A 26,251-nucleotide genomic window follows, 5' to 3' on the forward strand; every position below is an offset into this window, starting at 1 on the left:
CGCGCTAAACCCGTTTAATTGCGCCCCGTTGCCCAGGTAGCTCAGTTGGTAGAGCAGGGGATTGAAAATCCCCGTGTCGGCGGTTCGATTCCGTCCCTGGGCACCATGAATACGACGAAAAGGCTCACCTCCGGGTGGGCCTTTTTGCTTTCCGCCGTTCGCCTAGACGTGCTGCCCGCCGTTGACGTGGATTTCCGCGCCATTCACGTAGGATGCGCCGCTGGTGCAGAGGAAGTAGATCAGCGAAGCGATCTCCTCCGGCCGGCCGAGGCGGTGCAGCGGGATGCTGCGCTCGACGATCTCCTCGGTGCCCGGCGACAGGATCGAGGTGTCGATCTCCCCCGGCGCGATGGCGTTCACCCGCACCCCATGCGGGCCGAAGTCGTGGGCCATCTCGCGGGTCAGCGCGGACAACGCCGCCTTGGAAGTGGCGTAGGCCACCCCGGCGAACGGATGCACCTTCGAGCCGGCGATGGAGGTCACGTTGATCACCGTTCCCTGCGCCGCCTTCAGCTCGGCGAACAGTCCGCGCGCCAGCAGCGCGGTGGAGAACAGGTTGACGTTGAACACCCGCAGCCAGGTGGCGTAGTCGGTTTCCAGCACACCGAGGCGCTCGCCGCCTTCGCCCTTGGGCGAGATGCCGGCATTGTCCACCAGCGCGTGGAGCCGGCCGTCGCCAAGCTTCTCGCGGATCAGTTCCAGGCTGGCCTCGACGCCGGGAATGTCCTCCAGGTCCAGATGGATGTGGTTTTCCTCGCCGTCCGCCCAGGGACATTCGCTGGCCCAGCTCTGCCGCGACGCGGTGAACACCCGCCAACCCGCGGCATTGAAGTACTTCACCGTGGCATGCCCGATACCGCGGCTCGCCCCGGTCAGCAACAGGGTCTTTCTCTCCGCCATACGCCCTCCGTGAAGGCCTGCTGGAATGAACGCGACTCGCACAGCCTACAAGGAATGACGAATCGCCGCGGCGGATCTTTCGCCCATCCCGGCGAACGGCCGAGCGTGAGCCAGGCAGTGCCGATAGACTAGGCGGACCTTGTCCGGACCCCCGATCGATGCTGAAGAAAAGCTTCAACTCCCTGCTCACCACCTGGCTCGCCGGCCTGCTGGTGATGCTGCCGCTGGTACTCACCCTAGCCTTGCTGGCCTGGGTGGTCAGCTTGCTGAACCGCTTCGTCGGGCCATCCAGCCTGATCGGTCGCGGCTTCGCCGCCATCGGCCAGCCGCTCGCCGGCGATTCGCCACTGGCCTACCTGCTCGGTACCGCGCTACTGCTGGTAGCCATCTACCTGCTTGGCCTCGGCGTACAGCTAGGCCTGAAGCGGCCGCTGGCCAACCTGTTCGACCTGACCCTGCGGCGCACCCCGCTGATCGGCAACCTGTACAACCTGGCCGACCGTTTCGTCGGCCTGCTGGACAAGAAGCAGGACGCCGACATCGCCGCGATGAGTCCGGTGTGGTGTTTCTTCGGCGGCGACGGCGCCGCCGTGCTGGCGCTGATGCCCAACCCCGAAGCGGTGGAACTGGACGGCCGCGCGCACTACGCGATCCTGGTGCCGACCGCGCCGATCCCGGTGGGCGGCGGCCTGCTCTACGTTCCGGTGGAATGGGTGAAACCGGCACAGATCGGCATGGACACCTTCACCAGCATCTATGTGTCGATGGGCATCACCCCACCGCCGCCGCTGGCCGCCGCCAAGGTGCTGGCGGAGCCGCGCGCGGAGCAGCCGCCGGCGGCTCCATAGGCGGTCCCGCATGCCCGGGAACGGGGCGCACACCGACCTCCAGGCTCTGCTTCAGGTCAGGGTTCGCCAGGAGTTTTCTTCGAAAGCCGACAGTTTTGTTCCTACGCGACAGCGCACTGCAGCGATGCGACAAGATGCCGCCAACCCCGCTCCAGAGGCACGCCGCCTGCTTGGCTCCGGTTGAAGCGCTGTGCTAGCTTGCCTTCGCCAGGAAGGCCCTTCCAATCCGAATAACAAGAGGAAAATCCATGGCCGAGGCCACCCCCGCACTGGAAATCCGTAACCTGCACAAGCGCTACGGCGACCTCGAAGTGCTCAAGGGCATCTCCCTCACCGCCCGCGACGGCGACGTGATCTCCATCCTCGGATCGTCCGGCTCGGGCAAATCCACCTTCCTGCGCTGCATCAACCTGCTGGAGAACCCGCACCAGGGCCAGATCCTGGTCTCCGGCGAAGAGCTGCGCCTGAAGAAGAGCAAGAACGGCGACCTGGTCGCCGCCGACAGCCAGCAGATCAACCGGCTGCGCAGCGAACTCGGTTTCGTCTTCCAGAATTTCAACCTGTGGCCGCACATGAGCATCCTCGACAACGTGATCGAGGCGCCACGTCGCGTACTGGGCAAGAGCAAGGCCGAAGCGATCGAGATCGCCGAGGGCCTGCTGGCCAAGGTCGGCATCGCCGACAAGCGCCACAGCTATCCCGCGCAACTTTCCGGCGGCCAGCAGCAGCGCGCGGCCATCGCCCGGACCCTGGCCATGCAACCCAAGGTGATCCTGTTCGACGAGCCCACCTCGGCGCTCGACCCGGAAATGGTACAGGAAGTGCTTAACGTGATCCGTGCGCTCGCCGAAGAGGGCCGGACCATGCTGCTGGTCACCCACGAAATGAGCTTCGCCCGCCAGGTTTCCAGCGAGGTGGTATTCCTCCACCAGGGCCTGGTAGAAGAGCAGGGAACGCCGCAACAGGTTTTCGAAAACCCCCAGTCGGCGCGCTGCAAACAGTTCATGTCCAGCCACCGCTAACGGAGCAACACCGCATGAAGAACTATAAGAAGATCCTGCTGGCCGCCGCTGCAACCCTGGCCTTCGCCCTCGACGCCAGCGCCGCCGACAAGCTGCGCATCGGCACCGAAGGCGCCTACCCGCCCTTCAACGGCATCGATGCCAGCGGCCAGGCGGTCGGCTTCGACCTCGACATCGGCAAGGCGCTGTGCGCCAAGATGAAGACCGAGTGCGAGGTGGTGACCTCCGACTGGGACGGCATCATCCCGGCGTTGAACGCCAAGAAGTTCGACTTCATCGTCGCGTCCATGTCGATCACCGACGAGCGCAAGCAGGCAGTCGACTTCACCGATCCCTACTACACCAACAAGCTGCAGTTCGTCGCGCCGAAGAGCGTCGACTTCAAGACCGACAAGGACTCCCTGAAGGGCAAGGTGATCGGCGCCCAGCGCGCCACCATCGCCGGCACCTGGCTGGAAGACAACATGGCCGACGTGGTCACCATCAAGCTCTACGACACCCAGGAGAACGCCTACCTCGACCTCTCCTCGGGGCGCCTGGACGGCGTGCTGGCCGACAAGTTCGTGCAGTACGACTGGCTGAAGAGCGACGCCGGCAAGGAGTTCGAGTTCAAGGGCGAACCGGTGTTCGACAACGACAAGATCGGTATCGCCGTGCGCAAGGGCGACCCGCTGCGCGAGAAGCTCAACGCCGCGCTGAAGGAAATCGTCGCCGACGGTACCTACAAGAAGATCAACGACAAGTACTTCCCCTTCAGCATCTATTGATGCCAAGCCAGGCCACCGCCGGGCGCGTCCCGGCGGTGGCCGCCTTCAGGCCTGACTTCTCATGATTCTCGACCTGCATGGGTTCGGCGAGCAACTGCTCGCCGGTACCTGGATGACCCTCAAGCTGTCGCTGGCGGCGGTCTGCGTGGGGCTGCTGCTCGGCCTCCTCGGCGCCATCGCGAAGACTTCGAAGTACGCGGCCCTGCGTTTCCTCGGCGGCACCTACACCACCATCGTCCGTGGCGTGCCGGAAACGCTCTGGGTACTGATGATCTATTTCGGCACGGTGAGCGGCCTGAACGCCCTCGGCGACCTTTTCGGCAAGCCGGACCTGGCGCTCTCGCCGTTCGCCGCCGGCACCCTGGCCCTCGGCCTGTGCTTCGGCGCCTACGCCACCGAGGTGTTCCGCGGCGCGCTGTTGTCCATTCCGCGCGGCCATCGCGAGGCCGGCCAGGCGCTCGGCCTGTCGCCCGGTCGGATCTTCTGGCGCATCGTCCTGCCGCAGATCTGGCGGGTCGCCCTGCCCGGCCTCGGCAACCTGTACCTGATCCTGCTGAAGGACACCGCGCTGGTGTCGCTGATCACCCTCGACGAGATCATGCGCAAGGCGCAGGTCGCCTCCAACGCGACCAAGGAACCCTTCACCTTCTACATGACCGCGGCCGCCATCTACCTGAGCCTCACGGTCGTCATCATGGTCGCCCTGCACTTCCTCGAACGTCGCGCCGGCCGTGGTTTCGTGAGGAACGAGCTATGAGCGAGTGGGAGCTGATCCTCAAGTGGATGCCGAAGATGCTCCAGGGCGCGGCGCTGACCCTGGAGCTGCTGGCGATCGCGGTGGTCGCCGGGCTCGCCCTGGCCCTGCCGCTGGGCATCGCCCGCGCCTCGCGGCACTGGTACGTGCGCGCGGTGCCGTACGCCTACATCTTCTTCTTCCGCGGCACGCCGCTGCTGCTGCAACTGTTCATCGTCTACTACGGCCTGGCGCAGTTCGAGGAAGTGCGCAAGAGCGCCTTCTGGCCCTACCTGCGCGATCCGTACTGGTGCGCGCTGCTGACCATGACCCTGCACACCGCCGCCTATATCGCCGAGATCCTCCGCGGCGCGATCCACTCGGTGCCGGTCGGCGAGGTGGAGGCCGCCCGTGCCCTCGGCATGTCGCGGCGCCAGGCGCTCTGGCACATCATCCTGCCGCGCGCGGTGCGCATCGGCCTGCCGGCCTACAGCAACGAAGTGATCCTGATGCTCAAGGCCAGCGCGGTGGTCTACACCGTGACCCTGTTCGACATCATGGGCATGGCCCGGACCATCATCGCCCGCACCTACGAATCGATGCTGTTCTTCTGCCTGGCCGGCGCGCTGTACCTGGTGATCACCATCGTGCTGACGCGGATATTCCGCCTGATCGAACGCTGGTTGCGGGTCGACGCCACCCAGGGCCGCTGAGCGGGCGCTTTCCGATGCCTGCGGGGCGGCTATAATCGCCGCCCCGTTTTCCCGCTGCCGCTCGCATCGTGTCCGAAACCTTCCCGTTCCTCACTGGCGACGCCCTGTCGCAGCGCTTCCTCGCGCTGGACGCGTTCCTTCTCGAACACCAGCGGCTCTGGCGACCCCGCCCGTTCAGCGAACCGACCCTGGCGTGGGAAGCCGAACACGCCGAGCTGGCGTCCTGGCTGCGCGGGCGCAGCCTCGAACAGGCCGACGCGGAGCACAACCAGCCCACCCGCCTGGCCGCGCCCGCGCCTTATCCGCAGCTCGCCGCCCAGGCCGCAGCGCTGGGCGCGGTCGGCGAACTGCCATTGGCGGAACGCCCGCAGGCACCGAACCGCTTCAATGTCGACGTACCGGGACGCAAGTGGCAGCAGATCGGCCTGTTCGCCGGGCGCCTGCAGTTCGCCAGGCCGGTCGTCCACTGGCTCGACTGGTGCTCCGGCAAGGGCCATCTGGGCCGCCTGCTGGCCCATGCGGGGCAACCGCTGACCTGCCTCGAACACGATCCCGCGCTGGTCGCCGACGGACAGCGCCTGAGCGACCGCCTGGGGCTCTCCGCCCACCACCTCCGCCAGGATGTGCTGGCCGTGGACTGCGCCGAGCGCCTGCTTCCCGGGCATACGCCAGTGGCCCTGCACGCTTGCGGCGAACTGCACCTGCGCCTGCTGCGCCTGGCCAGCCAGGCCGGCTGTCGCCAACTGGCGGTGGCGCCATGCTGCTACAACCGCATTCCGGGGCCTTTCTACCAGCCGCTCTCGCAAGCGGCAGGCCGATCGCTGCTCGCGCTATCGCTTGACGACCTGCGCCTACCCCTGAGCGAGACAGTCACCGCCAGCCAACGGGTCCGTCGCCAGCGCGACCAGTCGATGGCCCGGCGCCTGGGTTTCGACCTGCTGCAGCGCGAGCTACGCGGAATCGACCAGTACCTGAGCGTGCCTTCCCTTCCGGTGGCCTGGCTGGAACGTCCATACGCCGACTACTGTCGCGAACTCGCCGTCCTCAAGGGACTTCCCGAACCGGCCGCGCGCGACTGGCAGGCGCTGGAAGCGGCCGGCTGGAAGCGCCTGGCGATGGTTCGCAACCTGGAACTGGTGCGCGCCCTGTTCCGCCGCCCGCTGGAACTCTGGCTGCTGCTGGACCGCTGCCTGTATCTGGTCGAACAGGGCTATAGCGTCCGCCTGGGCGAGTTCTGTCCGACCTCCCTGTCTCCGCGAAACCTGCTGATCCTTGCGGAGCGCAGCTGATACGGGTGTTCCGGATGGTTGCCCACACAACCTGTGGATAAGTCTGGTGACAAGTTCTGGGAAACATCTGCAGAGGGGCCCGTATCCAGGGGCGGCCAATGCTGTTCAAAAAATGAACAGAAAAAATAAAATCCATATAAAACAATATCTTGTTAACAACCGAAATAACCGCAGCGACTCTTAGAGCGTTTCCTTCCTATCCCTTGCCCACTTGTGCATAAGCCTGGCTTTCCGGTTAATCCGAAAGTGGACTTCAGCACCGACAATAGTTGCAAAACGGCATCGTATGACGTTCGAAGGAACGGATTGTTCTTTTATTGCAACGGTTGAGCTCTTGTTAATCGCTGCCTAGGCAGTATTATTTTGAAACACTTTCCCTGCCTAGACAGCGATCCCCTCCACCATGGGTCACTACAGCGCCTCCGACTTTCCCTTCAAGGGCTCCATTGGCCAGCTCATCGGCGTCAGTGCCGCGACCAAGGACCGCATCCTCGAGAAGCACCTCGCCGCGCTGGACATCACCGCCGCCCAGTTCAAGGTGCTGATCTTCGTCGGTCTCAACCGTGCCAACAGTCCGGTCGAACTGTGTCGCGAGCTGTCGGTGGACAGCGGCTCGATGACGCGCATGCTGACGCGCCTGGAGAAAAAAGGGCTGCTGCTGCGCGGCCGCTGTCCCGAAGACCGCCGTTGCCTGCGCCTGGATCTCAGCGAAGCGGGACGGAAGGTCCAGGAGCAGCTTCCGCTGATCGCCTCGGCGGCGATGAACGAGCTGGTCGCCTGCCTGAGCACGGAAGAATTGCAGACGCTGACCCATCTGCTGACCAAGGTTCTGCTACACGCCGGCTGCCCGCGGGCCAGCCTGCAGGAGTCCTGATCCATGCCCTTCCCTCCTCTCCATCTCTGGCCGCAGCGATTGGCGCTGGCCTCGGCGATACTGCTGGCCGCCGGCTGCGTCACTTCCGAAGGCCTGGAACCGAACGCCCGACTGCAACCGGCAGGCGCCCTCCAGGCGGGCAGGAGCCTGGACGGCGTAGCCCTTTCGCCAGCGGCCTGGCCGCGCCAGGACTGGTGGACCGGGCTCGGCGACCGGCAGCTCGACCAACTGATCGGCGAAGCCCTGCAAGGCACTCCCGACCTGCAGATCGCCGAGGCGCGTGCGCGCCAGGCGGCGGCAACGGCCCAGGCGCAAGATGCCGCGCGCCAGCCGACGCTGGACGCCAAGGCCAGCTACTCCGGCATCCGCGCGCCGACCAGCGTGGCCCCGGCACCGCTCGGCGGCCGCTATTCGGCGATCAAGTACCTGTCGCTCGGCTTCAACTACGACTTCGACCTCTGGGGCGGCGAGCGCGCCGCCTGGGAAGCCGCCCTCGGCCAGGCCAATGCCGCGCGGATCGACAGCCAGGCCGCGCGCATCGGCCTCTCGGCAAGCATCGCCCGCGCCTACAGCGACCTCGCCCACGCCTTTACTGTGCGCGATCTCGCCGAGGAAGAACTGAAGCGCTCGCAGCGCATGACCGAGCTGAGCCAGAAGCGCATGAGCGCCGGGCTCGACAGCAAGGTCCAGCTGCAACAGACGCAGACCCAGCTGGCTACCGCCCGCCAGCAACTCAGCGCCGCCGAGCAGGACATCGCCAGCGCCCGCATCGCCCTCGCCGTGCTGCTGGGCAAGGGGCCCGATCGCGGTCTCGAACTGCAGCGCCCGCAACCGCTGAACCCGGCCAGCCTGAGCCTGCCCTCGGTGCTCCCGGCGGAACTGCTCGGCCGCCGCGCCGACATCGTTGCCGCGCGCTGGCGGGTCGAGGCGGCGCGCCGCAACATCGACTCGGCGAAGACCGAGTTCTATCCCAACCTCAATCTCGGCGCGATGGCCGGCCTCGCCGCCCTGCACACCAGCGACGTGTTGCAGGCGCCGAGCCGCTTCTTCCAGGTGGCGCCGGCGATCTCCCTGCCGATCTTCGACGGTGGCCGCCGCCGCGCCAACCTGGCCGAACGCGACGCCGACTACGACCTGGCCGTCGGCCAGTACAACAAGACGCTGGTCCAGGCCCTCGGCGAGGTCAGCGACGACCTCGGCAAGTTGCGCTCCCTGGAGCAGCAGGTGATCGACCAGCGCCAGGCCCGCGATATCGCCAGGTCCAACTTCGACCTGGCCATGCGTCGCTACGGCGAAGGCGTCGGCAGCTACCTCGACGCCCTCAGCGTGCAACAGCAACTGCTGGTCGCCGAACGCCAGCTGGCCAGCCTGGAGAGCCAGCAGATCGATCTTTCCGTCCAGCTGGTCCAGGCCCTGGGCGGCGGTTTCCAACCCGATTCCCGCTCCGCTGCGCTCGCTACCGCGAAAGCGCCGGCAGAATGAACGAGGCACCCACCATGACTACCGCCAACAGCGAAACCCCCGCCGGCAACCCGAAGCGCAAGCGCTGGTTGCTGATCCTGCTCGCCGTGATCGTTCTCGCCACCCTGGCCAGCGTGGCCTGGGAGTTCTTCTACGGCCGCTGGCACGAGGACACCGACGACGCCTACATCAACGGCAACGTGGTACAGATCACCCCGCAGATCGTCGGCACCGTGGTCAGCATCGGCGCCGACGACGGCGACCTGGTGCGCAAGGGCCAGGAACTGGTCAGGTTCGATCCCAGCGACGCCGACATCGCCCTCCAACGCGCCGAGGCCAACCTGGCCCACACCGTGCGCCAGGTGCGCGGGCTGTTCAGCAACGTCGACGGCTATCGCGCCGAGGTCGCCACCCGCAAGGTCGCGCTGGCCAAGGCCGAGGCCGACTACAAGCGGCGCAAGAACCTCGCCGACGACGGCGCCATTTCCCAGGAGGAACTGGCCCACGCCCGCGACGCCCTGGACAGCGCGAAAGCCTCGCTGACCAGCTCGGAACAGCAGTTGAACACCAATCGCGCGCTGGTCGACGACACCCAGATCACCTCCCATCCGGACGTCAAGGCCGCCGCCGCGCAACTGCGCCAGGCCTACCTGGACGACGCCCGCTCGACCATCGTCGCGCCGGTCACCGGCTACGTCGCCAAGCGCAGCGTACAGGTCGGCCAGCGCGTGCAACCGGGCAATGCGCTGATGGCCGTGGTCCCGCTGGACCAGATCTGGATCGACGCCAACTTCAAGGAAACCCAGCTCAAGCACATGCGTATCGGCCAGCCGGTGGAGATCCGCTCCGACCTCTACGGCAGCGACGTGCGCTACAGCGGCACCGTCGACAGCCTCGGCGTGGGCACCGGCAGCGCGTTCTCCCTGCTGCCGGCGCAGAACGCCACCGGCAACTGGATCAAGATCGTCCAGCGGGTGCCGGTGCGCATCCATATCGATCCGCAAGAATTGCAGAAGCATCCGCTGCGCATCGGCCTGTCGATGGACGTCAAGGTCGACCTGCACGACCAGAGCGGCCCGGCCCTGGCCCAGCAGCCACCGCGCGAAGCGCTGTTCTCCACCGATGTCTACCAGCAGCAACTGGCCTCGGCCGACAAGCTGATCGAACGCCTGATCGAAGCCAACCTCGCCGAAGACCACGGCAAGACCGCCCAGCGTTGAGCCCGCCAGCATGAGCGAAAGCAGCAGCTTCTCCCCGCCCAGCCTGGTGATGGCGACCATCGGCCTGTCCCTGGCGACTTTCATGCAGGTGCTCGACACCACCATCGCCAACGTCGCCCTGCCGACCATCTCCGGTAACCTCGGGGTGAGTTCGGAACAGGGCACCTGGGTGATCACCTCGTTCGCCGTGAGCAACGCCATCGCCCTGCCGCTGACCGGCTGGCTGGCCCGGCGGGTCGGCGAGGTGCGCCTGTTCATCGCCGCCGCGCTGCTGTTCGTACTCGCCTCGTTCCTCTGCGGCATCGCCCAGTCGATGCCTTCTCTGGTCGGCTTCCGCGCCTTGCAGGGCTTCGTCGCCGGGCCGCTGTATCCGATCACCCAGACCCTGCTGATCTCCATCTACCCACCGGCGAAGCGCGGCATGGCCCTGGCCCTGCTGGCGATGGTCACGGTGGTGGCGCCGATCGCCGGGCCGATCCTCGGCGGCTGGATCACCGACGACTACAGCTGGCCGTGGATTTTCTTCATCAACGTGCCGGTCGGCCTGTTCGCCGCTTTCGTCGTCTACCAGCAACTGAAGGCACGCCCGGTGGTGATCAAGAAGGCGCCGATGGACTACGTCGGCCTGATCGCCCTGGTGATCGGCGTCGGCGCCCTGCAGATCGTCCTCGACAAGGGCAACGACCTGGACTGGTTCGAGTCGAACTTCATCGTCGGCGGCGCGCTGATCGCGGCGATCGCCCTGGCCTTCTTCATCATCTGGGAATTCACCGACCGCCATCCGATCGTCAACCTGCGCCTGTTCGCCCACCGCAACTTCGCCGCCGGCACCCTGGCGCTGGTGCTGGGCTATGCCGCGTTCTTCGGCATCAACCTGCTGCTCCCGCAATGGCTACAGACCCAGATGGGCTACACCGCCACCTGGGCCGGGCTGGCCGCCGCGCCAATCGGCATCCTCCCGGTGTTCCTCTCGCCGCTGGTCGGCCGCTACGCCAACCATTTCGACCTGCGCATGCTTGCCGGCCTGTCGTTCCTGGCGATGGCCATCACCTGCTTCATGCGCGCCAACTTCACCACCGAGGTCGACTACCAGCACATCGCCATCGTGCAGTTGATCATGGGGCTCGGCGTGGCGTTCTTCTTCATGCCGATCCTGAGCATCCTGCTCTCCGACCTGCCCCCCGACCAGATCGCCGACGGCTCCGGCCTGGCCACCTTCCTGCGCACCCTCGGCGGCAGCTTCGCCGCCTCGCTGACCACCTGGATCTGGAACCGCCGCGCCACCCAGCACCACGCCTACCTCAGCGAAAACATCAGCCTCTACGACCCGGCCACCCACGAAACCCTCGCCCAGCTCGGCGGCAACACCCAGGCGAACGCGGCGCTGCTCGACCGGATGGTGCAGAGCCAGGCCTACATGATGTCCACCATCGACTACTTCACCATGCTCGGCTGGCTGTTCCTCGCCCTGCTGGTGATCATCTGGCTGGCCCGCCCGCCGTTCGGCGCCAAGCCCGGCGCGGCCGCCTCCGGGCACTGAGGACGAACGGCATTCGGGCAGGAAAATCAGTGGTTTACTCCTGGCGGCGGCTGGCTATAATGTCGCCCTCTTCGCCGGTATAGCTCAGCTGGTAGAGCAACTGACTTGTAATCAGTAGGTCCCGGGTTCGACTCCTGGTGCCGGCACCATGAATCCCGAAAAGCCCCGCCTCGCGCGGGGCTTTTTGTTTTATCCTGCTTCCTTTCTACCCAGTGATGGCACTTCGAATAGAATGCCGGGTCAGATGCACCTACCAGATCTGGGGTTGGCAGGATCGCCATTTTTCCCGTACTAATCGTCGTCTTCACGATCGATTGGTACACCTTGGCGGGACGTGTCGAAGCAGCCCTACGGACAACCACTGCTTGAACAAGGTATGACTCATGACGATTCTCGTGACCGGCAGCGCCGGCTTCATCGGCGCCAATTTCGTGCTCGACTGGCTGGCCCTGCATGACGAGCCGGTGGTCAGCCTCGACAAGCTCACCTACGCCGGCAACCGGCAGAACCTCGCCAGCCTCGACGGCGACGCCCGGCACACCTTCGTCGCCGGCGATATCGGCGATAGCCAGCTGGTAGCCCGCCTGCTCGCCGAGCACCAGCCGCGGGCGATCCTCAACTTCGCCGCGGAATCTCATGTGGACCGCTCGATCCACGGCCCCGAGGACTTCATCCAGACCAACATCGTCGGCACCTTCCGCCTGCTGGAAGAAGTGCGCGCCTACTGGGGCGCGCTGGAGCCGGAAGCGAAGGCGGCATTCCGCTTCCTCCACGTCTCCACCGACGAAGTCTATGGCTCGCTGGCACCGAGCGATCCGGCCTTCACCGAGAACAACCGCTACGAGCCGAACAGTCCCTACTCGGCGTCCAAGGCGGCCTCCGACCACCTGGTGCGGGCCTATCACCACACCTACGGGCTGCCGGTGCTGACCACCAACTGCTCGAACAACTACGGCCCGTACCACTTCCCGGAAAAGCTCATCCCACTGGTGATCCACAACGCCCTGGCCGGCAAGCCGCTGCCGATCTACGGCGACGGCCAGCAGATCCGCGACTGGCTCTACGTCAAGGACCATTGCAGCGCCATCCGCCGGGTCCTCGAAGCCGGGCAACTGGGCGAGACCTACAATGTCGGCGGCTGGAACGAAAAGGCCAACCTCGACGTGGTCGAGACCCTCTGCGCCATCCTCGACCAGGAGCAGCCGCGCGCCGACGGCCGCAGCTATCGCGAGCAGATCACCTTCGTCAAGGATCGTCCGGGCCATGATCGCCGCTACGCCATCGATGCCACGCGCCTGGAGCGCGAGCTGGGCTGGAAGCCGGCGGAAACCTTCGAGACCGGCATCCGCAAGACCGTGCGCTGGTACCTGGACAACCAGGACTGGGTGGCCAACGTAACCAGCGGTGCCTACCGCGAGTGGGTGGGTAAGCAGTACGCATGAACCGGATCCTTCTCCTCGGCGCCAACGGCCAGGTCGGCTGGGAGCTGCAGCGCGCCCTGGCGCCGCTGGGCGAACTGCTGGTCTGTGACCGCCGGCGCGCCGATCTCGCCGACCCCGAAGGCCTGGCGCGACTGATTCGCGCCGAGCGGCCGCAGTTCATCGTCAACGCCGGTGCCTACACCGCGGTGGACAAGGCCGAGAGCGATGCCGACAACGCCCGCCTGATCAATGCCCGCGCCGTCGCGGTACTGGCCGAGGAGGCCGCGGCCTGCGGCGCCTGGCTGGTGCATTACTCCACCGACTACGTGTTCGACGGCGCGGGCAGCGCGCCTTTCGCCGAGGACGCGCCGACCGGCCCGCTGAGCGTCTACGGGCAGACCAAGCTGGAAGGCGAGCAGGCCATCCGCGCCAGCGGCTGCCGCCACCTGATCTTCCGCACCAGCTGGGTCTACGCCGCGCGCGGCGGGAACTTCGCCAAGACCATGCTGCGCCTGGCCGGGCAACGCGACGAACTCAAGGTCGTGGCCGACCAGTTCGGCGCGCCGACCAGCGCCGAGCTGATCGCCGACGTCACCGCCCAGGCCCTGCAGCGTCTGCGCTGGGATGCCGAGCTGGCAGCACGGGCCAGCGGCACCTACCACCTGGTCGCCAGCGGCGAGACGTCCTGGCACCTCTATGCGCGCTTCGTCATCGAACAGGCGCTGGAGCGGGGCTGGGAGTTGCAGGCGACGCCGCAGCGGGTCCTGCCGATTGCCACCGAGGATTACCCGGTGCCGGCGAAGCGTCCGGCCAATTCGCGCCTCGACAACCGCAAGCTGCAACAGGTCTTCGGCCTGGTACTGCCCGACTGGCGCTACCATGCCGGACGCATGATCCAGGAACTGAGCGAACAGGGACCACTATGAAACGCAAGGGCATCATCCTCGCCGGAGGCTCGGGCACCCGCCTGCACCCGGCAACGCTGGCCATCTCCAAGCAGCTGCTGCCGGTGTACGACAAGCCGATGATCTACTACCCGCTCAGTACCCTGATGCTGGCGGGCATCCGCGAGATACTGATCATCTCGACCCCACAGGACACCCCACGCTTCCAGCAGTTGCTGGGCGACGGTTCGAACTGGGGCCTGGACCTGCAATATGCCGTGCAACCGTCGCCGGACGGCCTGGCCCAGGCCTTCCTGATCGGCGAGTCGTTCATCGGCAACGACCTCAGCGCGCTGGTCCTGGGCGACAACCTCTATTACGGCCACGACTTCCACGAGTTGCTCGGCAGCGCTTCGCAGCGCCAGACCGGCGCCAGCGTCTTCGCCTACCACGTGCTGGACCCGGAGCGCTACGGCGTGGTCGAGTTCGACCAGGGCGGCAAGGCCATCAGCCTGGAAGAGAAGCCACTGGAGCCGAAGTCGAACTACGCGGTCACCGGCCTGTATTTCTACGACCAGCAGGTGGTGGACATCGCCAGGGACCTGAAGCCTTCGCCGCGCGGCGAGCTGGAGATCACCGACGTCAACCGCGCCTATCTGGAGCGCGGCCAGCTCAGCGTGGAGATCATGGGCCGCGGCTACGCCTGGCTGGATACCGGCACCCACGATTCGCTGCTCGAGGCCGGCCAGTTCATCGCCACCCTGGAGAACCGCCAGGGTCTCAAGGTGGCCTGCCCGGAAGAGATCGCCTACCGGCAGAAGTGGATCGACGCCGCGCAACTGGAAAAACTCGCCGCGCCGCTGGCCAAGAACGGCTACGGCCAATACCTCAAGCGCCTGCTGACCGAGACCGTGTACTGATGAAAGCGACCCGCCTGGCAATCCCCGACGTCATCCTCTTCGAACCCCGGGTGTTCGGCGACGATCGCGGATTCTTCTTCGAAAGCTACAACCAGCGCGCCTTCGAGGAGGCCTGCGGTCATCCGGTCAGCTTCGTCCAGGACAACCATTCGCGTTCCGCCCGTGGCGTCCTCCGCGGCCTGCACTACCAGATCCGGCAAGCCCAGGGAAAACTGGTGCGCGCCACTCTCGGCGAGGTATTCGACGTGGCCGTCGACCTGCGTCGCGGCTCGCCGACCTTCGGCCAGTGGGTAGGCGAACGCCTGAGCGCGGAGAACAAGCGCCAGATGTGGATTCCGGCCGGCTTCGCGCACGGCTTCGTGGTGCTCAGCGAATACGCCGAGTTCCTCTACAAGACCACCGACTTCTGGGCGCCGGAACACGAACGCTGCATCCTCTGGAACGATCCCGAGCTGAAGATCGACTGGCCGCTGCAGGATGCCCCCCTGCTTTCGGAGAAGGACCGCCAGGGCAAGGCATTCGCCGACGCCGACTGCTTCCCCTGAACGGCAGGGAGCGACCGGACTCGGCGCAAGGCGTGATAATTTAGGGCATCCCGTCCGGGATGCCCCGGATACTCGCAGCCACGGCAGGTTCGTTCGTCTTGAAAGCCTATTTCCATCGCTGGCGCTCGCTGGTCATCCTCGCCCTGCTTCTCGCGCCGCTGCTCTGGCCCCTGCAATATTTCGCCGAGCGCTACTACAGCGAGCAGTTGGCCGAGCAGAACCGCCAGACGCTCGACCTCTACGTCGCCAACCTGCTCGGCACGCTGCGCCGCTACGAAGAACTGCCGCAGATCCTCGGCGGCCTGCCGGTGCTGCGCCAGGCCCTGCAACAACCTGGCGACCCGCTGCTGCAGAAGATCGCCAACGAGGCGCTGGCCGACATCCGCCGACGCACCGGCGCCGACGTGATCTACCTGCTGCAACCGGACGGCACCACCCAGGTCGCCTCCAACTGGGCCCAGGCGGACAGTTTCGTCCACCGCAACTTCGCCTTCCGCCCCTATTATCGCGAGGCCATGCAGGGCCGCCTGGCGCGCTTCTTCGGCCTGGGCACCACCTCGATCAAGCGCGGCTACTACTTCGCCAGCGCGGTGAAGGAAGGCTCGCGGATCATCGGCGTGCTGGTGGTGAAGGTCGATCTCGAACACATCGAACGGCTCTGGGGCAATTCCCCGGAGCAACTGCTGGTGATAGACAACTACGGCGTGGTGATCCTCTCCTCCCGCGAGGACTGGCGCTTCCATGCCAGTCGGCCGCTGAGCGCGGCGGAGCGCGACGAGATCCACGCCAACATCCCCTACCCGGTGCAGGACCCGAAGCCCCTGCGCCTGCAGCAGAGCGCCTGGCTCAGCCAGAGCCGGACGCTGCCGGAAACCGGCTGGACGGTGAGCATCTACGCCCCCCGCACCCTCATCGAACGGCCGGTGCGCAGCGTCCTGCTGATCGGCGGCGCGACCCTGCTCGCCCTGCTCCTGCTGCTTACCCTGCTGACCCTCAGCCGCCGTCACTACCTGGACCGCATCGCTCTCGAGGCCGAGGCCAAGCGCCAGTTGGAAGAGCGCGTACTGGAACGCACCCGCGAGCTGGAGAACGCCAACGCGCAGTTGCAGCAGGAAGTCCACGAACGCGAGCAGGCCCAGCGCGAGCTGATGCGCGCCCAGGACGAAGTGGTCCAGGCCGGCAAGCTCACGGCCCTCGGCACCATGTCGGCGAGCATCAGCCACGAACTCAACCAGCCGCTGGCGGCGATCCGCAGCTACGCCGACAACGCCCGGGTGCTGCTCGACCACCAGCGCACCGAGGACGCCCGCGGCAATCTCGAGCAGATCAGCGACCTCACCACCCGCATGGCCTCGATCATCGCCCACCTCAAGGCCTATGCCCGCGGTGCGCGCCGGGCGCCGGAGAACGTGCAGTTGCAGCCGGCGATCGAGGACGCCCTGTCGATGGTGGCCAGCCGGCGGCGGGCGATGAACGTCGAACTGCTGCGCGACGTGCCGGACGCCCCGCTGTGGGTCCAGGCCGGCGAGACCCGCTTGCGGCAGATCCTCGGCAACCTGCTCACCAATGCCCTCGACGCGCTCGCCGAGAAAGCTCCGCCGCGGCGCCTGTGGGTAATCGCCAGCCAGGACCAGCACGGCGTGACCCTGACTCTGCGCGACAACGGCCCGGGGTTTTCCGAGGACGCCCTGGCCCACGCCCACGAACCCTTTTTCACCACCAAGACCACCGCCAAAGGGCTCGGCCTCGGCCTGGCCATCTGCGATAACCTATTGCGCGCCCTCGGCGGCCGCCTGGAAATGGGCAACCATCTCGAAGGCGGCGCCGTGGTGCGCCTGCACTTGCTGCCGGGAGTTCCCGGCGTCGCCGCCATGCCCCAGGAGGAAACCCGCGCATGAGTCCCTTCGCGCCATTCGATGCCCAAACCCAGGTCCTGCTGATCGACGACGATCCGCACCTGCGCCAGGCCCTGCGCCAGACGCTCGACCTCGCCGGGCTCAAGGTCGCGACCCTGGACGACGCGCGCCAGTTGGATACCGCGCAGTGCAAGGACTGGCCCGGGGTGGTGGTCAGCGACATCCGCATGCCCGGCATCGATGGCATGGAACTGCTCCGCCAATTGCACGAACAGGACGCCGACCTGCCGGTGATCCTGATCACCGGCCACGGCGACGTGCCGCTGGCGGTCCAGGCCATGCGCGGCGGCGCCTATGACTTCCTGGAAAAGCCCTTCCCCAGCGACGCCCTGCTCGACAGCGTGCGCCGCGCCCTGGAGGTGCGCCGGCTGGTCCTGGAGAACCGCACCCTGCGCCTGGCCCTGGCCGAACGCCACGAGCTGCATGGGCGCCTGATCGGACGCTCGGCCGGCATGCAGCGCCTGCGCGAGCAGGTCGGCTCGCTGGCGGCGATCCAGGCCGACGTGCTGGTCCTTGGCGAAACCGGCGCCGGCAAGGAGGTGGTCGCGCGGGCCCTGCATGACCTGTCGAGCCGACGCGACGGACCGTTCGTCGCGATCAACGCCGGCGCCCTCGCCGAATCGGTGGTGGAAAGCGAACTGTTCGGTCACGAGGCCGGCGCCTTCACCGGCGCGCAGAAGCGCCGCATCGGCAAGTTCGAGTACGCCAATGGCGGCACCCTGTTCCTCGACGAGATCGAGAGCATGAGCCTGGACGTGCAGGTCAAGCTGTTGCGCCTGCTGCAGGAACGGGTAGTCGAGCGGCTCGGCTCCAACCAGTTGATCCCGCTGGATATCCGCATCATCGCGGCAACCAAGGAAGACCTGCGCCAGGCCGCCGACCAGGGCCGCTTCCGCGCCGACCTCTATTACCGCCTCAACGTCGCCAGCCTGCGCATTCCACCGCTGCGCGAGCGCGGCGAAGACATCCCGCTGCTGTTCCGCCATTTCGCCGAAGCCGGCGCCATGCGTCATGGCCTGACGCCACGCGAACTGGACGCCGGCCAGTCGGCGCGGCTGCTGGCCTACGACTGGCCGGGCAACGTGCGCGAATTGCAGAACGCCGCCGAGCGCTTCGCCCTGGGTCTCGGCCTGAGCCTGGACGACGGAGTCCTGCCCGACGCCGCCGACGAGCCGCACAACCTCAGCGCCAAGGTCGAGGCCTTCGAGCGCTCGCTGATCGCTGCCGAACTGGAACGCCCGCACAATTCGCTGCGCAGCGTCGCCGAGGCCCTCGGTATCCCGCGCAAGACCCTGCACGACAAGCTGCGCAAGCACGGCCTGCCGTTCAACACGCCTGGCGAAAATCCGCCAGATGATGGCGAATGAATGGCGGATTACCGCCAACCGTTCGCCATCCGCGCCCGCAGCATCTCCCCTGCGTACCCTTGGCCCGACTGGCACAGGGCTTGCTCACGGCTTCCCGAGCGTTCCAACAAGCAGAAGACCAGGCGCTTTTCCGATTCACGCAGCATCTGCCGCTGCGCTGCCTAGACTTCCCTTGTTCGGCCACGCCGAGAGGACACCCGTCCTCTTCATAAAAGACAGACAAGAACAAAGAGGAAGTCTCATGCTCAAGCACACCGCGAAGGCGCTCGTCTGCGCACTTTCCCTGACCGTCGCCGGAATCGTCCAGGCGGCCGACCCGATCGTCATCAAGTTCTCCCACGTCGTCGCCGAGCACACGCCCAAGGGCCAGGGCGCGCTGCTGTTCAAGAAACTGGTGGAGGAACGCCTGCCGGGCAAGGTCAAGGTGGAGGTCTACCCGAACTCGTCGCTGTTCGGCGACGGCAAGGAGATGGAAGCCCTGCTGCTGGGCGACGTGCAGATCATCGCGCCGTCGCTGGCCAAGTTCGAGCAGTACACCAAGAAATTGCAGATCTTCGACCTGCCGTTCCTGTTCGACAACATCCAGGCGGTCGACCGCTTCCAGCAGAGCCCGCAGGGCAAGGAGCTGCTGACCTCGATGCAGGACAAGGGCATCACTGGCCTCGGCTACTGGCACAACGGGATGAAGCAGTTGTCCGCCAACAAGCCCCTGCGCGAGCCGAAGGACGCCCGCGGCCTGAAGTTCCGCGTGCAGGCCTCCAAGGTGCTCGAGGAACAGTTCAAGGCGGTGCGCGCCAACCCGCGCAAGATGAGCTTCGCCGAGGTCTATCAGGGCCTGCAGACCGGCGTGGTCAACGGTACCGAGAACCCCTGGTCGAACATCTACTCGCAGAAGATGCACGAAGTGCAGAAGTACATCACCGAGTCCGACCACGGCGTGCTGGACTACATGGTGATCACCAACACCAAGTTCTGGAACGGCCTGCCGGAAGACGTGCGCGGCGTGCTGGCCAAGACCATGGACGAGGTCACCGTGGAGGTGAACAAGCAGGCCGAGGCGCTCAACCAGGGCGACAAGCAGCGCATCGTCGAGGCCAAGACCAGCGAGATCATCGAACTCACTCCCGAACAGCGGGCCGAATGGCGCAAGGCCATGCAGCCGGTGTGGAAGAAGTTCGAAGGCGAGATCGGCGCCGACCTGATCAAGGCCGCCGAAGCCGCCAACCAGGCCCAATAAGAAGAAGAGGGAAAGCCCATGCACGCGCTCGCGCGCGTCTGGGCGCGCCTGGAGGAAGGCCTGATCGCCTTCCTCCTCGCCGCCATGACGCTGGTTACCTTCGTTTATGTAGTCCTCAATAACCTCTATACGCTGCTCTACGATCTCGCCGATCTCTGGGAGGGCGGCAACGAGACGCTGCTCGCCATCGGCGATGGGGTCCTCACCCTGGCCCAGGAGATGACCTGGAGCAACGCCCTGACCAAGGCCCTGTTCGCCTGGCTGATCTTCCTCGGCATCGCCTACGGCGTACGCACCGCCGGGCACCTCGGTGTGGACGTGCTGGTGAAGCTGGCCTCGCGACCGGTACAGCGAGTGCTCGGCGTGATCGCCTGCCTGGCCTGCCTCGGCTACGCCGGCCTGCTCTGCGTGGCCAGCTACGACTGGGTGAAGACCCTGTTCATCGCCGGCATCGGCGCCGAGGACCTCGACCACTTCGGCATCCACCAATGGCACATCGGCCTGATCGTGCCGGTCGGCTTCGCCCTGGTGTTCATCCGTTTCGCCGAGATCCTCGTGCGCATCCTGCGCAACCGCCAGACCGGACTGGGACTGGCCGACGAGGCTGCCGACGCGCTGAAGCTGACCGAGCACGAGGAGCCCAAGGCATGACCATTCTGTTCCTCTTCCTGCTGCTCTTCCTGCTGATGTTCATCGGCGTGCCGATCGCCGTCTCCCTGGGTCTCTCCGGCGCACTGACGATCCTCCTGTTCAGCCCGGACTCGGTACGCTCGCTGGCGATCAAGCTGTTCGAGACCTCCGAGCACTACACCCTGCTGGCGATCCCGTTCTTCCTGCTCTCCGGCGCGTTCATGACCACCGGTGGCGTGGCGCGGCGCCTGATCGACTTCGCCAACGCCTGCGTCGGACACATCCGTGGCGGCCTGGCGATCGCCGCGGTGCTCGCCTGCATGCTCTTCGCCGCGCTATCCGGCTCGTCTCCGGCAACGGTGGCGGCAGTGGGTTCGATCGCCATCGCCGGCATGGTCCGCTCGGGTTATCCACAGGCGTTCGGCGCTGGGATCGTCTGCAACGCCGGCACCCTCGGCATCCTCATCCCGCCATCGATCGTGATGGTGGTCTACGCCGCCGCCACCGAGACCTCGGTGGGCAAGCTGTTCATCGCCGGCGTGGTTCCGGGGCTGCTGCTGGGACTGATCCTGATGGTGGTGATCTACATCGTCGCCCGGGTCAAGAAGCTGCCCGCCATGCCAAGGGTCAGTCTGCGCGAATGGCTGGCCAGCGCGCGCAAGGCGCTGTGGGGGCTGCTGCTGATGGTGATCATCCTCGGCGGCATCTATTCCGGCGCCTTCACCCCCACCGAGGCCGCCGCCGTCGCCGCGGTGTACTCGGCCTTCGTCGCACTGTTCGTCTACCGCGACATGCGCCTGAGCGAATGCCCGAAGGTGCTGCTGGAGTCCGGCAAGCTGACCATCATGCTGATGTTCATCATCGCCAACGCCATGCTCTTCGCCCACGTGCTGACCACCGAGCAGATACCGCAGAGCATCGCCAGCTGGGTCACGGAACTGGGACTTTCGCCATGGATGTTCCTGCTGGTGGTGAACATCGTGCTGCTGATCGCCGGCAACTTCATGGAGCCTTCGGCGATCATCCTGATCCTGGCGCCGATCTTCTTCCCCATCGCCATGGAGCTGGGCATCGATCCGATCCACCTCGGCATCATCATGGTGGTGAACATGGAGATCGGCCTGATCACGCCGCCGGTCGGGCTCAACCTGTTCGTCACCTCGGCGGTCACCGGCATGCCGCTGGGCGCGACCATCCGCGCAGCGCTGCCGTGGCTCATGATCCTGCTGGTGTTCCTGATCATCGTGACCTACATCCCGGCGGTATCCCTGGCATTGCCGAACTGGCTGGGGATGAGCTGACGGAACGGTAACGACGGCGGAAAACCCCGCCCTGCGCTCGGGCCTTCGGCAAAAATCCGCTCATGCCGCAGGCCCGTGCCCCGCAGTTGACGGGCCGGGCCACCTGTCGATGGCTGGCACGCCGCTTGCTCAATCGCTCGCAGTGCCCCTGGCACCGGCTTTCGGTTCGCCCAGCGAACCGCGCCCTTCGGCCACGAACCGGATGGCGGCCCCTTCCCCTGTGCCGACGTGCGCCAGCACGCGCGGCGGGTGGGCGGCGATCCCGTCCCCCCAGCGGTCTTCACACCCTGAAGCCCAAATGAAGAGCCCGGCGAACGCCGGGCTTCTTCATTTCTTTCCTTGTGCTTTTTCGTTCTTTGATAAGAGCGGAAAATTATTTTTACTTATAAATAAAAAATACTCCTCTCGAAATACTGCAACACTTCCCTGGAAAGTCGCGGCGGTTTTTCGACGGACCGTCAACAAGCCGGCGACCACCCACCTGAAAGTCAGAATACCGTCTCGCGAAATTCATTGATCGGCATCAACGATCCGGCTTGATCCGCGGCTTATAGCCCGACTTCGAGCAATTTCAAGCTTTCCCCGTAGCGGATGGCAAGACTTCCCCTATCACATGAAAAAACCGCCCTATTCCGGGCAGGTCTTAGATTCCTCTTCTATCTTTGGCACTCGCAACTTACAGGAATGCGTCATCTAATTACTTTGAGTAGGAAGCTATTGACGTGGATCAGCATTCAACAATAGCCGCTGCCGCCTAATGGCTTCACTCTCAATTCCTATAGGGAGATTCCGAAAATGTCCCAAGAATCCAGCCAAAAACTCCGACTAGGAGCGCTAACGGCTCTGGTTGTCGGCTCGATGATCGGAGGGGGCATCTTCTCCCTTCCGCAAAACATGGCAGCCAGCGCCGACGTCGGCGCCGTCCTGATCGGATGGGCGATCACCGCCGTCGGCATGCTCACCCTCGCTTTCGTCTTCCAGACCCTCGCCAACCGCAAGCCCGAACTCGACGGCGGCGTGTACGCCTACGCCAAGGCCGGCTTCGGCGACTACATGGGTTTCTCCTCGGCCTGGGGCTACTGGATCAGCGCCTGGCTGGGCAACGTCGGCTACTTCGTCCTGTTGTTCAGCACCCTCGGCTACTTCTTCCCGATCTTCGGCAAGGGCGACACCGTCGCGGCGATCGTCTGCGCCTCGGTCCTGCTCTGGGCCCTGCACTTCCTGGTGCTGCGCGGGATCAAGGAGGCGGCGTTCATCAACACCGTCACCACCGTGGCCAAGGTCGTGCCGCTGTTCCTGTTCATCCTGATCTGCCTGTTCGCCTTCAAGCTGGACATCTTCACCGCCGACATCTGGGGCAAGAGCAACCCGGACCTGGGCAGCGTGATGAACCAGGTGCGCAACATGATGCTGGTCACCGTCTGGGTGTTCATCGGCATCGAGGGCGCGAGCATCTTCTCCTCCCGCGCGGAAAAACGTTCCGACGTCGGCAAGGCCACCGTGATCGGCTTCATCACCGTCCTGCTCCTGCTGGTGCTGGTCAACGTGCTGTCCATGGGCGTGATGACCCAGCCGGAACTGGCCAAGCTGCAGAACCCGTCGATGGCGCTGGTACTCGAGCATGTGGTCGGCCACTGGGGCGCCGTGCTGATCAGCGTCGGCCTGCTGATCTCGCTGCTGGGCGCGCTGCTCTCCTGGGTGCTGCTGTGCGCCGAGATCATGTTCGCCGCCGCCAAGGACCACACCATGCCGGAGTTCCTGCGCCGCGAGAACGCCAACCAGGTGCCGGCCAACGCCCTGTGGCTGACCAACATCTGCGTACAGGTGTTCCTGGTGGTGGTGTTCTTCACCTCGGGCGACCCGGACGGCATGGACCCGTACACCAAGATGCTGCTCCTGGCCACCTCGATGATCCTGATCCCGTACTTCTGGTCCGCCGCCTATGGCCTGCTGCTGACCCTGAAGGGTGAGACCTACGAGAACGATGCCCGCGAACGCAGCAAGGACCTGGTCATCGCCGGCATCGCCGTGGCCTACGCGGTCTGGCTGCTCTACGCCGGGGGCCTGAAGTACCTGCTGCTGTCCGCCCTGCTGTATGCGCCCGGCGCGATCCTTTTCGCCAAGGCCAAGCACGAGGTCGGCCAGCCGATCTTCACCGGAATCGAAAAACTGATCTTCGCCGCAGTCGTCATTGGCGCCCTGGTGGCTGCCTACGGCCTCTACGACGGTTTCCTCACCCTCTGATTACTCCACTGGAGACGTGAAATGAGCACGGAAAAAACCAAACTTGGCGTCCACTCCGAAGCCGGCAAACTGCGCAAAGTGATGGTCTGCTCGCCCGGACTCGCCCACCAGCGCCTGACCCCGAGCAACTGCGACGAGTTGCTGTTCGACGACGTGATCTGGGTGAACCAGGCCAAGCGCGACCACTTCGACTTCGTCACCAAGATGCGCGAGCGCGGCATCGACGTCCTCGAGATGCACAATCTGCTGACCGAGACCATCCAGAACCCGGAAGCGCTGAAGTGGATCCTCGATCGCAAGATCACCGCCGACAGCGTCGGCCTGGGCCTGACCAGCGAGCTGCGCTCCTGGCTGGAGAGCCTGGAGCCGCGCAAGCTGGCCGAGTACCTGATCGGCGGCGTCGCCGCTGACGACCTGCCCGCCAGCGAAGGCGCCGACATCCTCAAGATGTACCGCGAGTACCTGGGCCATTCCAGCTTCCTGCTGCCGCCGTTGCCGAACACCCAGTTCACCCGTGACACCACGTGCTGGATCTACGGCGGCGTGACCCTGAACCCGATGTACTGGCCGGCGCGACGACAGGAAACCCTGCTGACCACCGCCATCTACAAGTTCCATCCCGAGTTCGCCAACGCCGAATTCGAGATCTGGTACGGCGACCCGGACAAGGACCACGGCTCCTCGACCCTGGAAGGCGGCGACGTGATGCCGATCGGCAACGGCGTGGTCCTGATCGGCATGGGCGAGCGCTCCTCGCGCCAGGCCATCGGTCAGGTCGCCCAGTCGCTGTTCGCCAAGGGCGCCGCCGAGCGGGTGATCGTCGCCGGCCTGCCGAAGTCCCGCGCCGCGATGCACCTGGACACCGTGTTCAGCTTCTGCGACCGCGACCTGGTCACGGTCTTCCCGGAAGTGGTCAAGGAAATCGTGCCCTTCAGCCTGCGCCCCGATCCGAGCAGCCCCTACGGCATGAACATCCGCCGCGAGGAGAAAACCTTCCTCGAAGTGGTCGCCGAATCCCTCGGCCTGAAGAAACTGCGCGTGGTCGAGACCGGCGGCAACAGCTTCGCCGCCGAGCGCGAGCAATGGGACGACGGTAACAACGTGGTCTGCCTGGAGCCGGGCGTGGTGGTCGGCTACGACCGCAACACCTACACCAACACCCTGCTGCGCAAGGCCGGCGTCGAGGTCATCACCATCAGCGCCAGCGAACTGGGTCGCGGTCGCGGCGGCGGCCACTGCATGACCTGCCCGATCATCCGCGACCCGATCGACTACTGACAGACAACCCGCTCTCGAGCTGAACGGCGGCGCTCCCAGGAGGGGCGCCGCCCACCGACTTCCCACAAGGAGATCAATCATGGCTTTCAACATGCACAACCGTAACCTGCTCAGCCTGATGCACCACAGCACCCGCGAGCTGCGTTACCTGCTCGACCTGTCCCGCGACCTCAAGCGCGCCAAGTACACCGGCACCGAGCAGCAGCACCTGAAGCGCAAGAACATCGCCCTGATCTTCGAGAAAACCTCCACTCGCACCCGCTGCGCCTTCGAGGTGGCCGCCTACGACCAGGGCGCCAACGTCACCTACATCGACCCGAACTCCTCGCAGATCGGCCACAAGGAGAGCATGAAGGACACCGCGCGGGTTCTCGGCCGGATGTACGACGCCATCGAGTACCGCGGCTTCAAGCAGGAAATCGTCGAGGAACTCGCGAAGTTCGCCGGCGTTCCGGTGTTCAACGGCCTGACCGACGAATACCACCCGACCCAGATGCTCGCCGACGTGCTGACCATGCGCGAGCACAGCGACAAGCCGCTGCACGACATCAGCTACGCCTACCTGGGCGACGCGCGCAACAACATGGGTAACTCCCTGCTGCTGATCGGCGCCAAGCTCGGCATGGACGTACGCATCGCCGCGCCGAAGGCGCTCTGGCCGCACGACGAGTTCGTCGCCCAGTGCAAGAAGTTCGCCGAGGAAAGCGGCGCCAAGCTGACCCTCACCGAGGATCCGAAGGAAGCCGTGAAAGGCGTGGACTTCGTCCACACCGACGTCTGGGTGTCGATGGGCGAGCCGGTGGAAGCCTGGGGCGAGCGGATCAAGGAACTGCTGCCCTACCAGGTCAACATGGAGATCATGAAGGCCACCGGCAACCCGCGGGCCAAGTTCATGCACTGCCTGCCGGCGTTCCACAACAGCGAGACCAAGGTCGGCAAGCAGATCGCCGAGCAGTATCCGAACCTTGCCAACGGCATCGAGGTGACCGAGGACGTCTTCGAGTCGCCCTACAACATCGCCTTCGAGCAGGCCGAGAACCGCATGCATACCATCAAGGCGATCCTCGTCTCGACCCTCGCCGACATCTGACCGCGCTCCTGCGCCCCGGCCCACGCGGCCGGGCGCAGCCGCCTTCCGGAG

At 65.6% G+C, this 26,251-nt stretch carries 23 protein-coding genes and 2 tRNA genes; 24 read left to right on the forward strand and 1 reads right to left on the reverse strand.

The genetic code is table 11. The annotated features are described in order from the left end of the window. Nucleotides 1-30: 30 nt before the first annotated feature. Nucleotides 31-106 (forward strand) — tRNA-Phe (locus ACYAF3_RS09100). A 56-nt stretch (nucleotides 107-162) separates the two neighbouring features. Here the strand turns inward: ACYAF3_RS09100 and ACYAF3_RS09105 are convergent. Beyond that, on the reverse strand, nucleotides 163-900 hold the full coding sequence (locus ACYAF3_RS09105) for an SDR family NAD(P)-dependent oxidoreductase (protein WP_003096148.1): 738 nt from the start codon (nucleotides 898-900) through the stop codon (nucleotides 163-165). 158 nt (nucleotides 901-1,058) lie between these two features. Between ACYAF3_RS09105 and ACYAF3_RS09110 the strand changes: the two genes are divergently transcribed. From ACYAF3_RS09110 to ACYAF3_RS09220, 23 genes are all read left to right on the forward strand, one after another. Beyond that, the gene (locus ACYAF3_RS09110; protein WP_003105540.1) at nucleotides 1,059-1,748 is read left to right on the forward strand and encodes a DUF502 domain-containing protein; all 690 of its coding nucleotides are present in this window, start codon (nucleotides 1,059-1,061) and stop codon (nucleotides 1,746-1,748) included. A gap of 248 nt (nucleotides 1,749-1,996) precedes the next feature. After that, nucleotides 1,997-2,770: an ABC transporter ATP-binding protein gene (locus ACYAF3_RS09115; RefSeq protein ID WP_003096153.1), complete on the forward strand. Its 774-nt coding sequence runs from the start codon at nucleotides 1,997-1,999 to the stop codon at nucleotides 2,768-2,770. A gap of 14 nt (nucleotides 2,771-2,784) precedes the next feature. Beyond that, the gene (locus tag ACYAF3_RS09120; protein ID WP_003096156.1) at nucleotides 2,785-3,537 is read left to right on the forward strand and encodes an ABC transporter substrate-binding protein; all 753 of its coding nucleotides are present in this window, start codon (nucleotides 2,785-2,787) and stop codon (nucleotides 3,535-3,537) included. A 61-nt stretch (nucleotides 3,538-3,598) separates the two neighbouring features. Further along, nucleotides 3,599-4,294: an ABC transporter permease gene (locus ACYAF3_RS09125; protein ID WP_003105543.1), complete on the forward strand. Its 696-nt coding sequence runs from the start codon at nucleotides 3,599-3,601 to the stop codon at nucleotides 4,292-4,294. After that, complete coding sequence (locus tag ACYAF3_RS09130) at nucleotides 4,291-4,983, forward strand: ABC transporter permease (protein WP_003096163.1); 693 nt, start codon at nucleotides 4,291-4,293, stop codon at nucleotides 4,981-4,983. Before ACYAF3_RS09125 ends, ACYAF3_RS09130 begins: the two co-directional genes overlap by 4 nt. A gap of 68 nt (nucleotides 4,984-5,051) precedes the next feature. Next, complete coding sequence (locus tag ACYAF3_RS09135) at nucleotides 5,052-6,272, forward strand: methyltransferase (protein ID WP_003105545.1); 1,221 nt, start codon at nucleotides 5,052-5,054, stop codon at nucleotides 6,270-6,272. Between the two features lie 403 nt (nucleotides 6,273-6,675). Further along, the gene (locus ACYAF3_RS09140) at nucleotides 6,676-7,146 is read left to right on the forward strand and encodes a MarR family winged helix-turn-helix transcriptional regulator (RefSeq protein ID WP_003105547.1); all 471 of its coding nucleotides are present in this window, start codon (nucleotides 6,676-6,678) and stop codon (nucleotides 7,144-7,146) included. A gap of 3 nt (nucleotides 7,147-7,149) precedes the next feature. Then, nucleotides 7,150-8,628: an efflux transporter outer membrane subunit gene (locus ACYAF3_RS09145; RefSeq protein WP_016254012.1), complete on the forward strand. Its 1,479-nt coding sequence runs from the start codon at nucleotides 7,150-7,152 to the stop codon at nucleotides 8,626-8,628. Nucleotides 8,629-8,642: 14 nt separating this feature from the next. Beyond that, nucleotides 8,643-9,827, forward strand: a complete 1,185-nt coding sequence (locus ACYAF3_RS09150) for an HlyD/EmrA/EmrK family protein (protein ID WP_003110594.1) — start codon at nucleotides 8,643-8,645, stop codon at nucleotides 9,825-9,827. Nucleotides 9,828-9,837: 10 nt separating this feature from the next. After that, entirely contained in the window at nucleotides 9,838-11,367 is a 1,530-nt protein-coding gene (locus tag ACYAF3_RS09155) for a DHA2 family efflux MFS transporter permease subunit (RefSeq protein ID WP_003096173.1), read from the forward strand. 73 nt (nucleotides 11,368-11,440) lie between these two features. Beyond that, nucleotides 11,441-11,516 (forward strand) — tRNA-Thr (locus ACYAF3_RS09160). A 234-nt stretch (nucleotides 11,517-11,750) separates the two neighbouring features. Then, the gene (gene rfbB / locus ACYAF3_RS09165; RefSeq protein ID WP_003096179.1) at nucleotides 11,751-12,809 is read left to right on the forward strand and encodes a dTDP-glucose 4,6-dehydratase; all 1,059 of its coding nucleotides are present in this window, start codon (nucleotides 11,751-11,753) and stop codon (nucleotides 12,807-12,809) included. Further along, entirely contained in the window at nucleotides 12,806-13,714 is a 909-nt protein-coding gene (rfbD, locus tag ACYAF3_RS09170; protein WP_016254013.1) for a dTDP-4-dehydrorhamnose reductase, read from the forward strand. Before rfbB ends, rfbD begins: the two co-directional genes overlap by 4 nt. Beyond that, entirely contained in the window at nucleotides 13,711-14,592 is an 882-nt protein-coding gene (gene rfbA / locus ACYAF3_RS09175; RefSeq protein WP_003105518.1) for a glucose-1-phosphate thymidylyltransferase RfbA, read from the forward strand. Before rfbD ends, rfbA begins: the two co-directional genes overlap by 4 nt. Then, entirely contained in the window at nucleotides 14,592-15,137 is a 546-nt protein-coding gene (gene rfbC, locus ACYAF3_RS09180; RefSeq protein WP_003121267.1) for a dTDP-4-dehydrorhamnose 3,5-epimerase, read from the forward strand. Before rfbA ends, rfbC begins: the two co-directional genes overlap by 1 nt. 59 nt (nucleotides 15,138-15,196) lie before the next feature. Further along, the gene (gene dctB / locus ACYAF3_RS09185) at nucleotides 15,197-17,035 is read left to right on the forward strand and encodes a two-component system sensor histidine kinase DctB (protein WP_003123664.1); all 1,839 of its coding nucleotides are present in this window, start codon (nucleotides 15,197-15,199) and stop codon (nucleotides 17,033-17,035) included. Continuing rightward, entirely contained in the window at nucleotides 17,032-18,420 is a 1,389-nt protein-coding gene (dctD, locus tag ACYAF3_RS09190; RefSeq protein WP_003096187.1) for a two-component system response regulator DctD, read from the forward strand. The genes dctB and dctD overlap by 4 nt, the downstream gene beginning before the upstream one ends. Before the next feature lie 241 nt (nucleotides 18,421-18,661). Continuing rightward, on the forward strand, nucleotides 18,662-19,657 hold the full coding sequence (gene dctP, locus ACYAF3_RS09195) for a C4-dicarboxylate TRAP substrate-binding protein DctP (RefSeq protein WP_003105525.1): 996 nt from the start codon (nucleotides 18,662-18,664) through the stop codon (nucleotides 19,655-19,657). A gap of 18 nt (nucleotides 19,658-19,675) precedes the next feature. Continuing rightward, nucleotides 19,676-20,308 carry a C4-dicarboxylate TRAP transporter small permease protein DctQ gene (dctQ, locus tag ACYAF3_RS09200; protein ID WP_057392617.1) on the forward strand — a complete coding sequence of 211 codons (633 nt, stop codon included), beginning with the start codon at nucleotides 19,676-19,678 and terminating at the stop codon, nucleotides 20,306-20,308. Further along, nucleotides 20,305-21,588: a C4-dicarboxylate TRAP transporter large permease protein DctM gene (gene dctM / locus ACYAF3_RS09205; RefSeq protein WP_003105529.1), complete on the forward strand. Its 1,284-nt coding sequence runs from the start codon at nucleotides 20,305-20,307 to the stop codon at nucleotides 21,586-21,588. Before dctQ ends, dctM begins: the two co-directional genes overlap by 4 nt. A 795-nt stretch (nucleotides 21,589-22,383) precedes the next feature. Next, nucleotides 22,384-23,832 (forward strand): arginine-ornithine antiporter, encoded by a 1,449-nt coding sequence (gene arcD / locus ACYAF3_RS09210; RefSeq protein ID WP_003123669.1) that lies wholly within the window; start codon nucleotides 22,384-22,386, stop codon nucleotides 23,830-23,832. Nucleotides 23,833-23,853: 21 nt separating this feature from the next. Then, the gene (gene arcA, locus ACYAF3_RS09215) at nucleotides 23,854-25,110 is read left to right on the forward strand and encodes an arginine deiminase (RefSeq protein ID WP_003100029.1); all 1,257 of its coding nucleotides are present in this window, start codon (nucleotides 23,854-23,856) and stop codon (nucleotides 25,108-25,110) included. Nucleotides 25,111-25,189: 79 nt separating this feature from the next. Beyond that, nucleotides 25,190-26,200 carry an ornithine carbamoyltransferase gene (locus ACYAF3_RS09220; protein ID WP_003100031.1) on the forward strand — a complete coding sequence of 337 codons (1,011 nt, stop codon included), beginning with the start codon at nucleotides 25,190-25,192 and terminating at the stop codon, nucleotides 26,198-26,200. Nucleotides 26,201-26,251 lie beyond the last annotated feature (51 nt).

The organism is Pseudomonas sp. TZ252 (genome assembly GCF_056110345.1).

Coding starts and splice junctions, on each gene's coding strand:
- ACYAF3_RS09105 (WP_003096148.1), bottom strand. CDS start 900: ATGGCGGAGAGAAAGACCCTGTTGCTGACCGGGGCGAGCCGCGGTATC.
- ACYAF3_RS09110 (WP_003105540.1), top strand. CDS start 1,059: ATGCTGAAGAAAAGCTTCAACTCCCTGCTCACCACCTGGCTCGCCGGC.
- ACYAF3_RS09115 (WP_003096153.1), top strand. CDS start 1,997: ATGGCCGAGGCCACCCCCGCACTGGAAATCCGTAACCTGCACAAGCGC.
- ACYAF3_RS09120 (WP_003096156.1), top strand. CDS start 2,785: ATGAAGAACTATAAGAAGATCCTGCTGGCCGCCGCTGCAACCCTGGCC.
- ACYAF3_RS09125 (WP_003105543.1), top strand. CDS start 3,599: ATGATTCTCGACCTGCATGGGTTCGGCGAGCAACTGCTCGCCGGTACC.
- ACYAF3_RS09130 (WP_003096163.1), top strand. CDS start 4,291: ATGAGCGAGTGGGAGCTGATCCTCAAGTGGATGCCGAAGATGCTCCAG.
- ACYAF3_RS09140 (WP_003105547.1), top strand. CDS start 6,676: ATGGGTCACTACAGCGCCTCCGACTTTCCCTTCAAGGGCTCCATTGGC.
- ACYAF3_RS09145 (WP_016254012.1), top strand. CDS start 7,150: ATGCCCTTCCCTCCTCTCCATCTCTGGCCGCAGCGATTGGCGCTGGCC.
- ACYAF3_RS09150 (WP_003110594.1), top strand. CDS start 8,643: ATGACTACCGCCAACAGCGAAACCCCCGCCGGCAACCCGAAGCGCAAG.
- ACYAF3_RS09155 (WP_003096173.1), top strand. CDS start 9,838: ATGAGCGAAAGCAGCAGCTTCTCCCCGCCCAGCCTGGTGATGGCGACC.
- rfbB (WP_003096179.1), top strand. CDS start 11,751: ATGACGATTCTCGTGACCGGCAGCGCCGGCTTCATCGGCGCCAATTTC.
- rfbD (WP_016254013.1), top strand. CDS start 12,806: ATGAACCGGATCCTTCTCCTCGGCGCCAACGGCCAGGTCGGCTGGGAG.
- rfbA (WP_003105518.1), top strand. CDS start 13,711: ATGAAACGCAAGGGCATCATCCTCGCCGGAGGCTCGGGCACCCGCCTG.
- rfbC (WP_003121267.1), top strand. CDS start 14,592: ATGAAAGCGACCCGCCTGGCAATCCCCGACGTCATCCTCTTCGAACCC.
- dctB (WP_003123664.1), top strand. CDS start 15,197: ATGCCCCGGATACTCGCAGCCACGGCAGGTTCGTTCGTCTTGAAAGCC.
- dctD (WP_003096187.1), top strand. CDS start 17,032: ATGAGTCCCTTCGCGCCATTCGATGCCCAAACCCAGGTCCTGCTGATC.
- dctP (WP_003105525.1), top strand. CDS start 18,662: ATGCTCAAGCACACCGCGAAGGCGCTCGTCTGCGCACTTTCCCTGACC.
- dctQ (WP_057392617.1), top strand. CDS start 19,676: ATGCACGCGCTCGCGCGCGTCTGGGCGCGCCTGGAGGAAGGCCTGATC.
- dctM (WP_003105529.1), top strand. CDS start 20,305: ATGACCATTCTGTTCCTCTTCCTGCTGCTCTTCCTGCTGATGTTCATC.
- arcD (WP_003123669.1), top strand. CDS start 22,384: ATGTCCCAAGAATCCAGCCAAAAACTCCGACTAGGAGCGCTAACGGCT.
- arcA (WP_003100029.1), top strand. CDS start 23,854: ATGAGCACGGAAAAAACCAAACTTGGCGTCCACTCCGAAGCCGGCAAA.
- ACYAF3_RS09220 (WP_003100031.1), top strand. CDS start 25,190: ATGGCTTTCAACATGCACAACCGTAACCTGCTCAGCCTGATGCACCAC.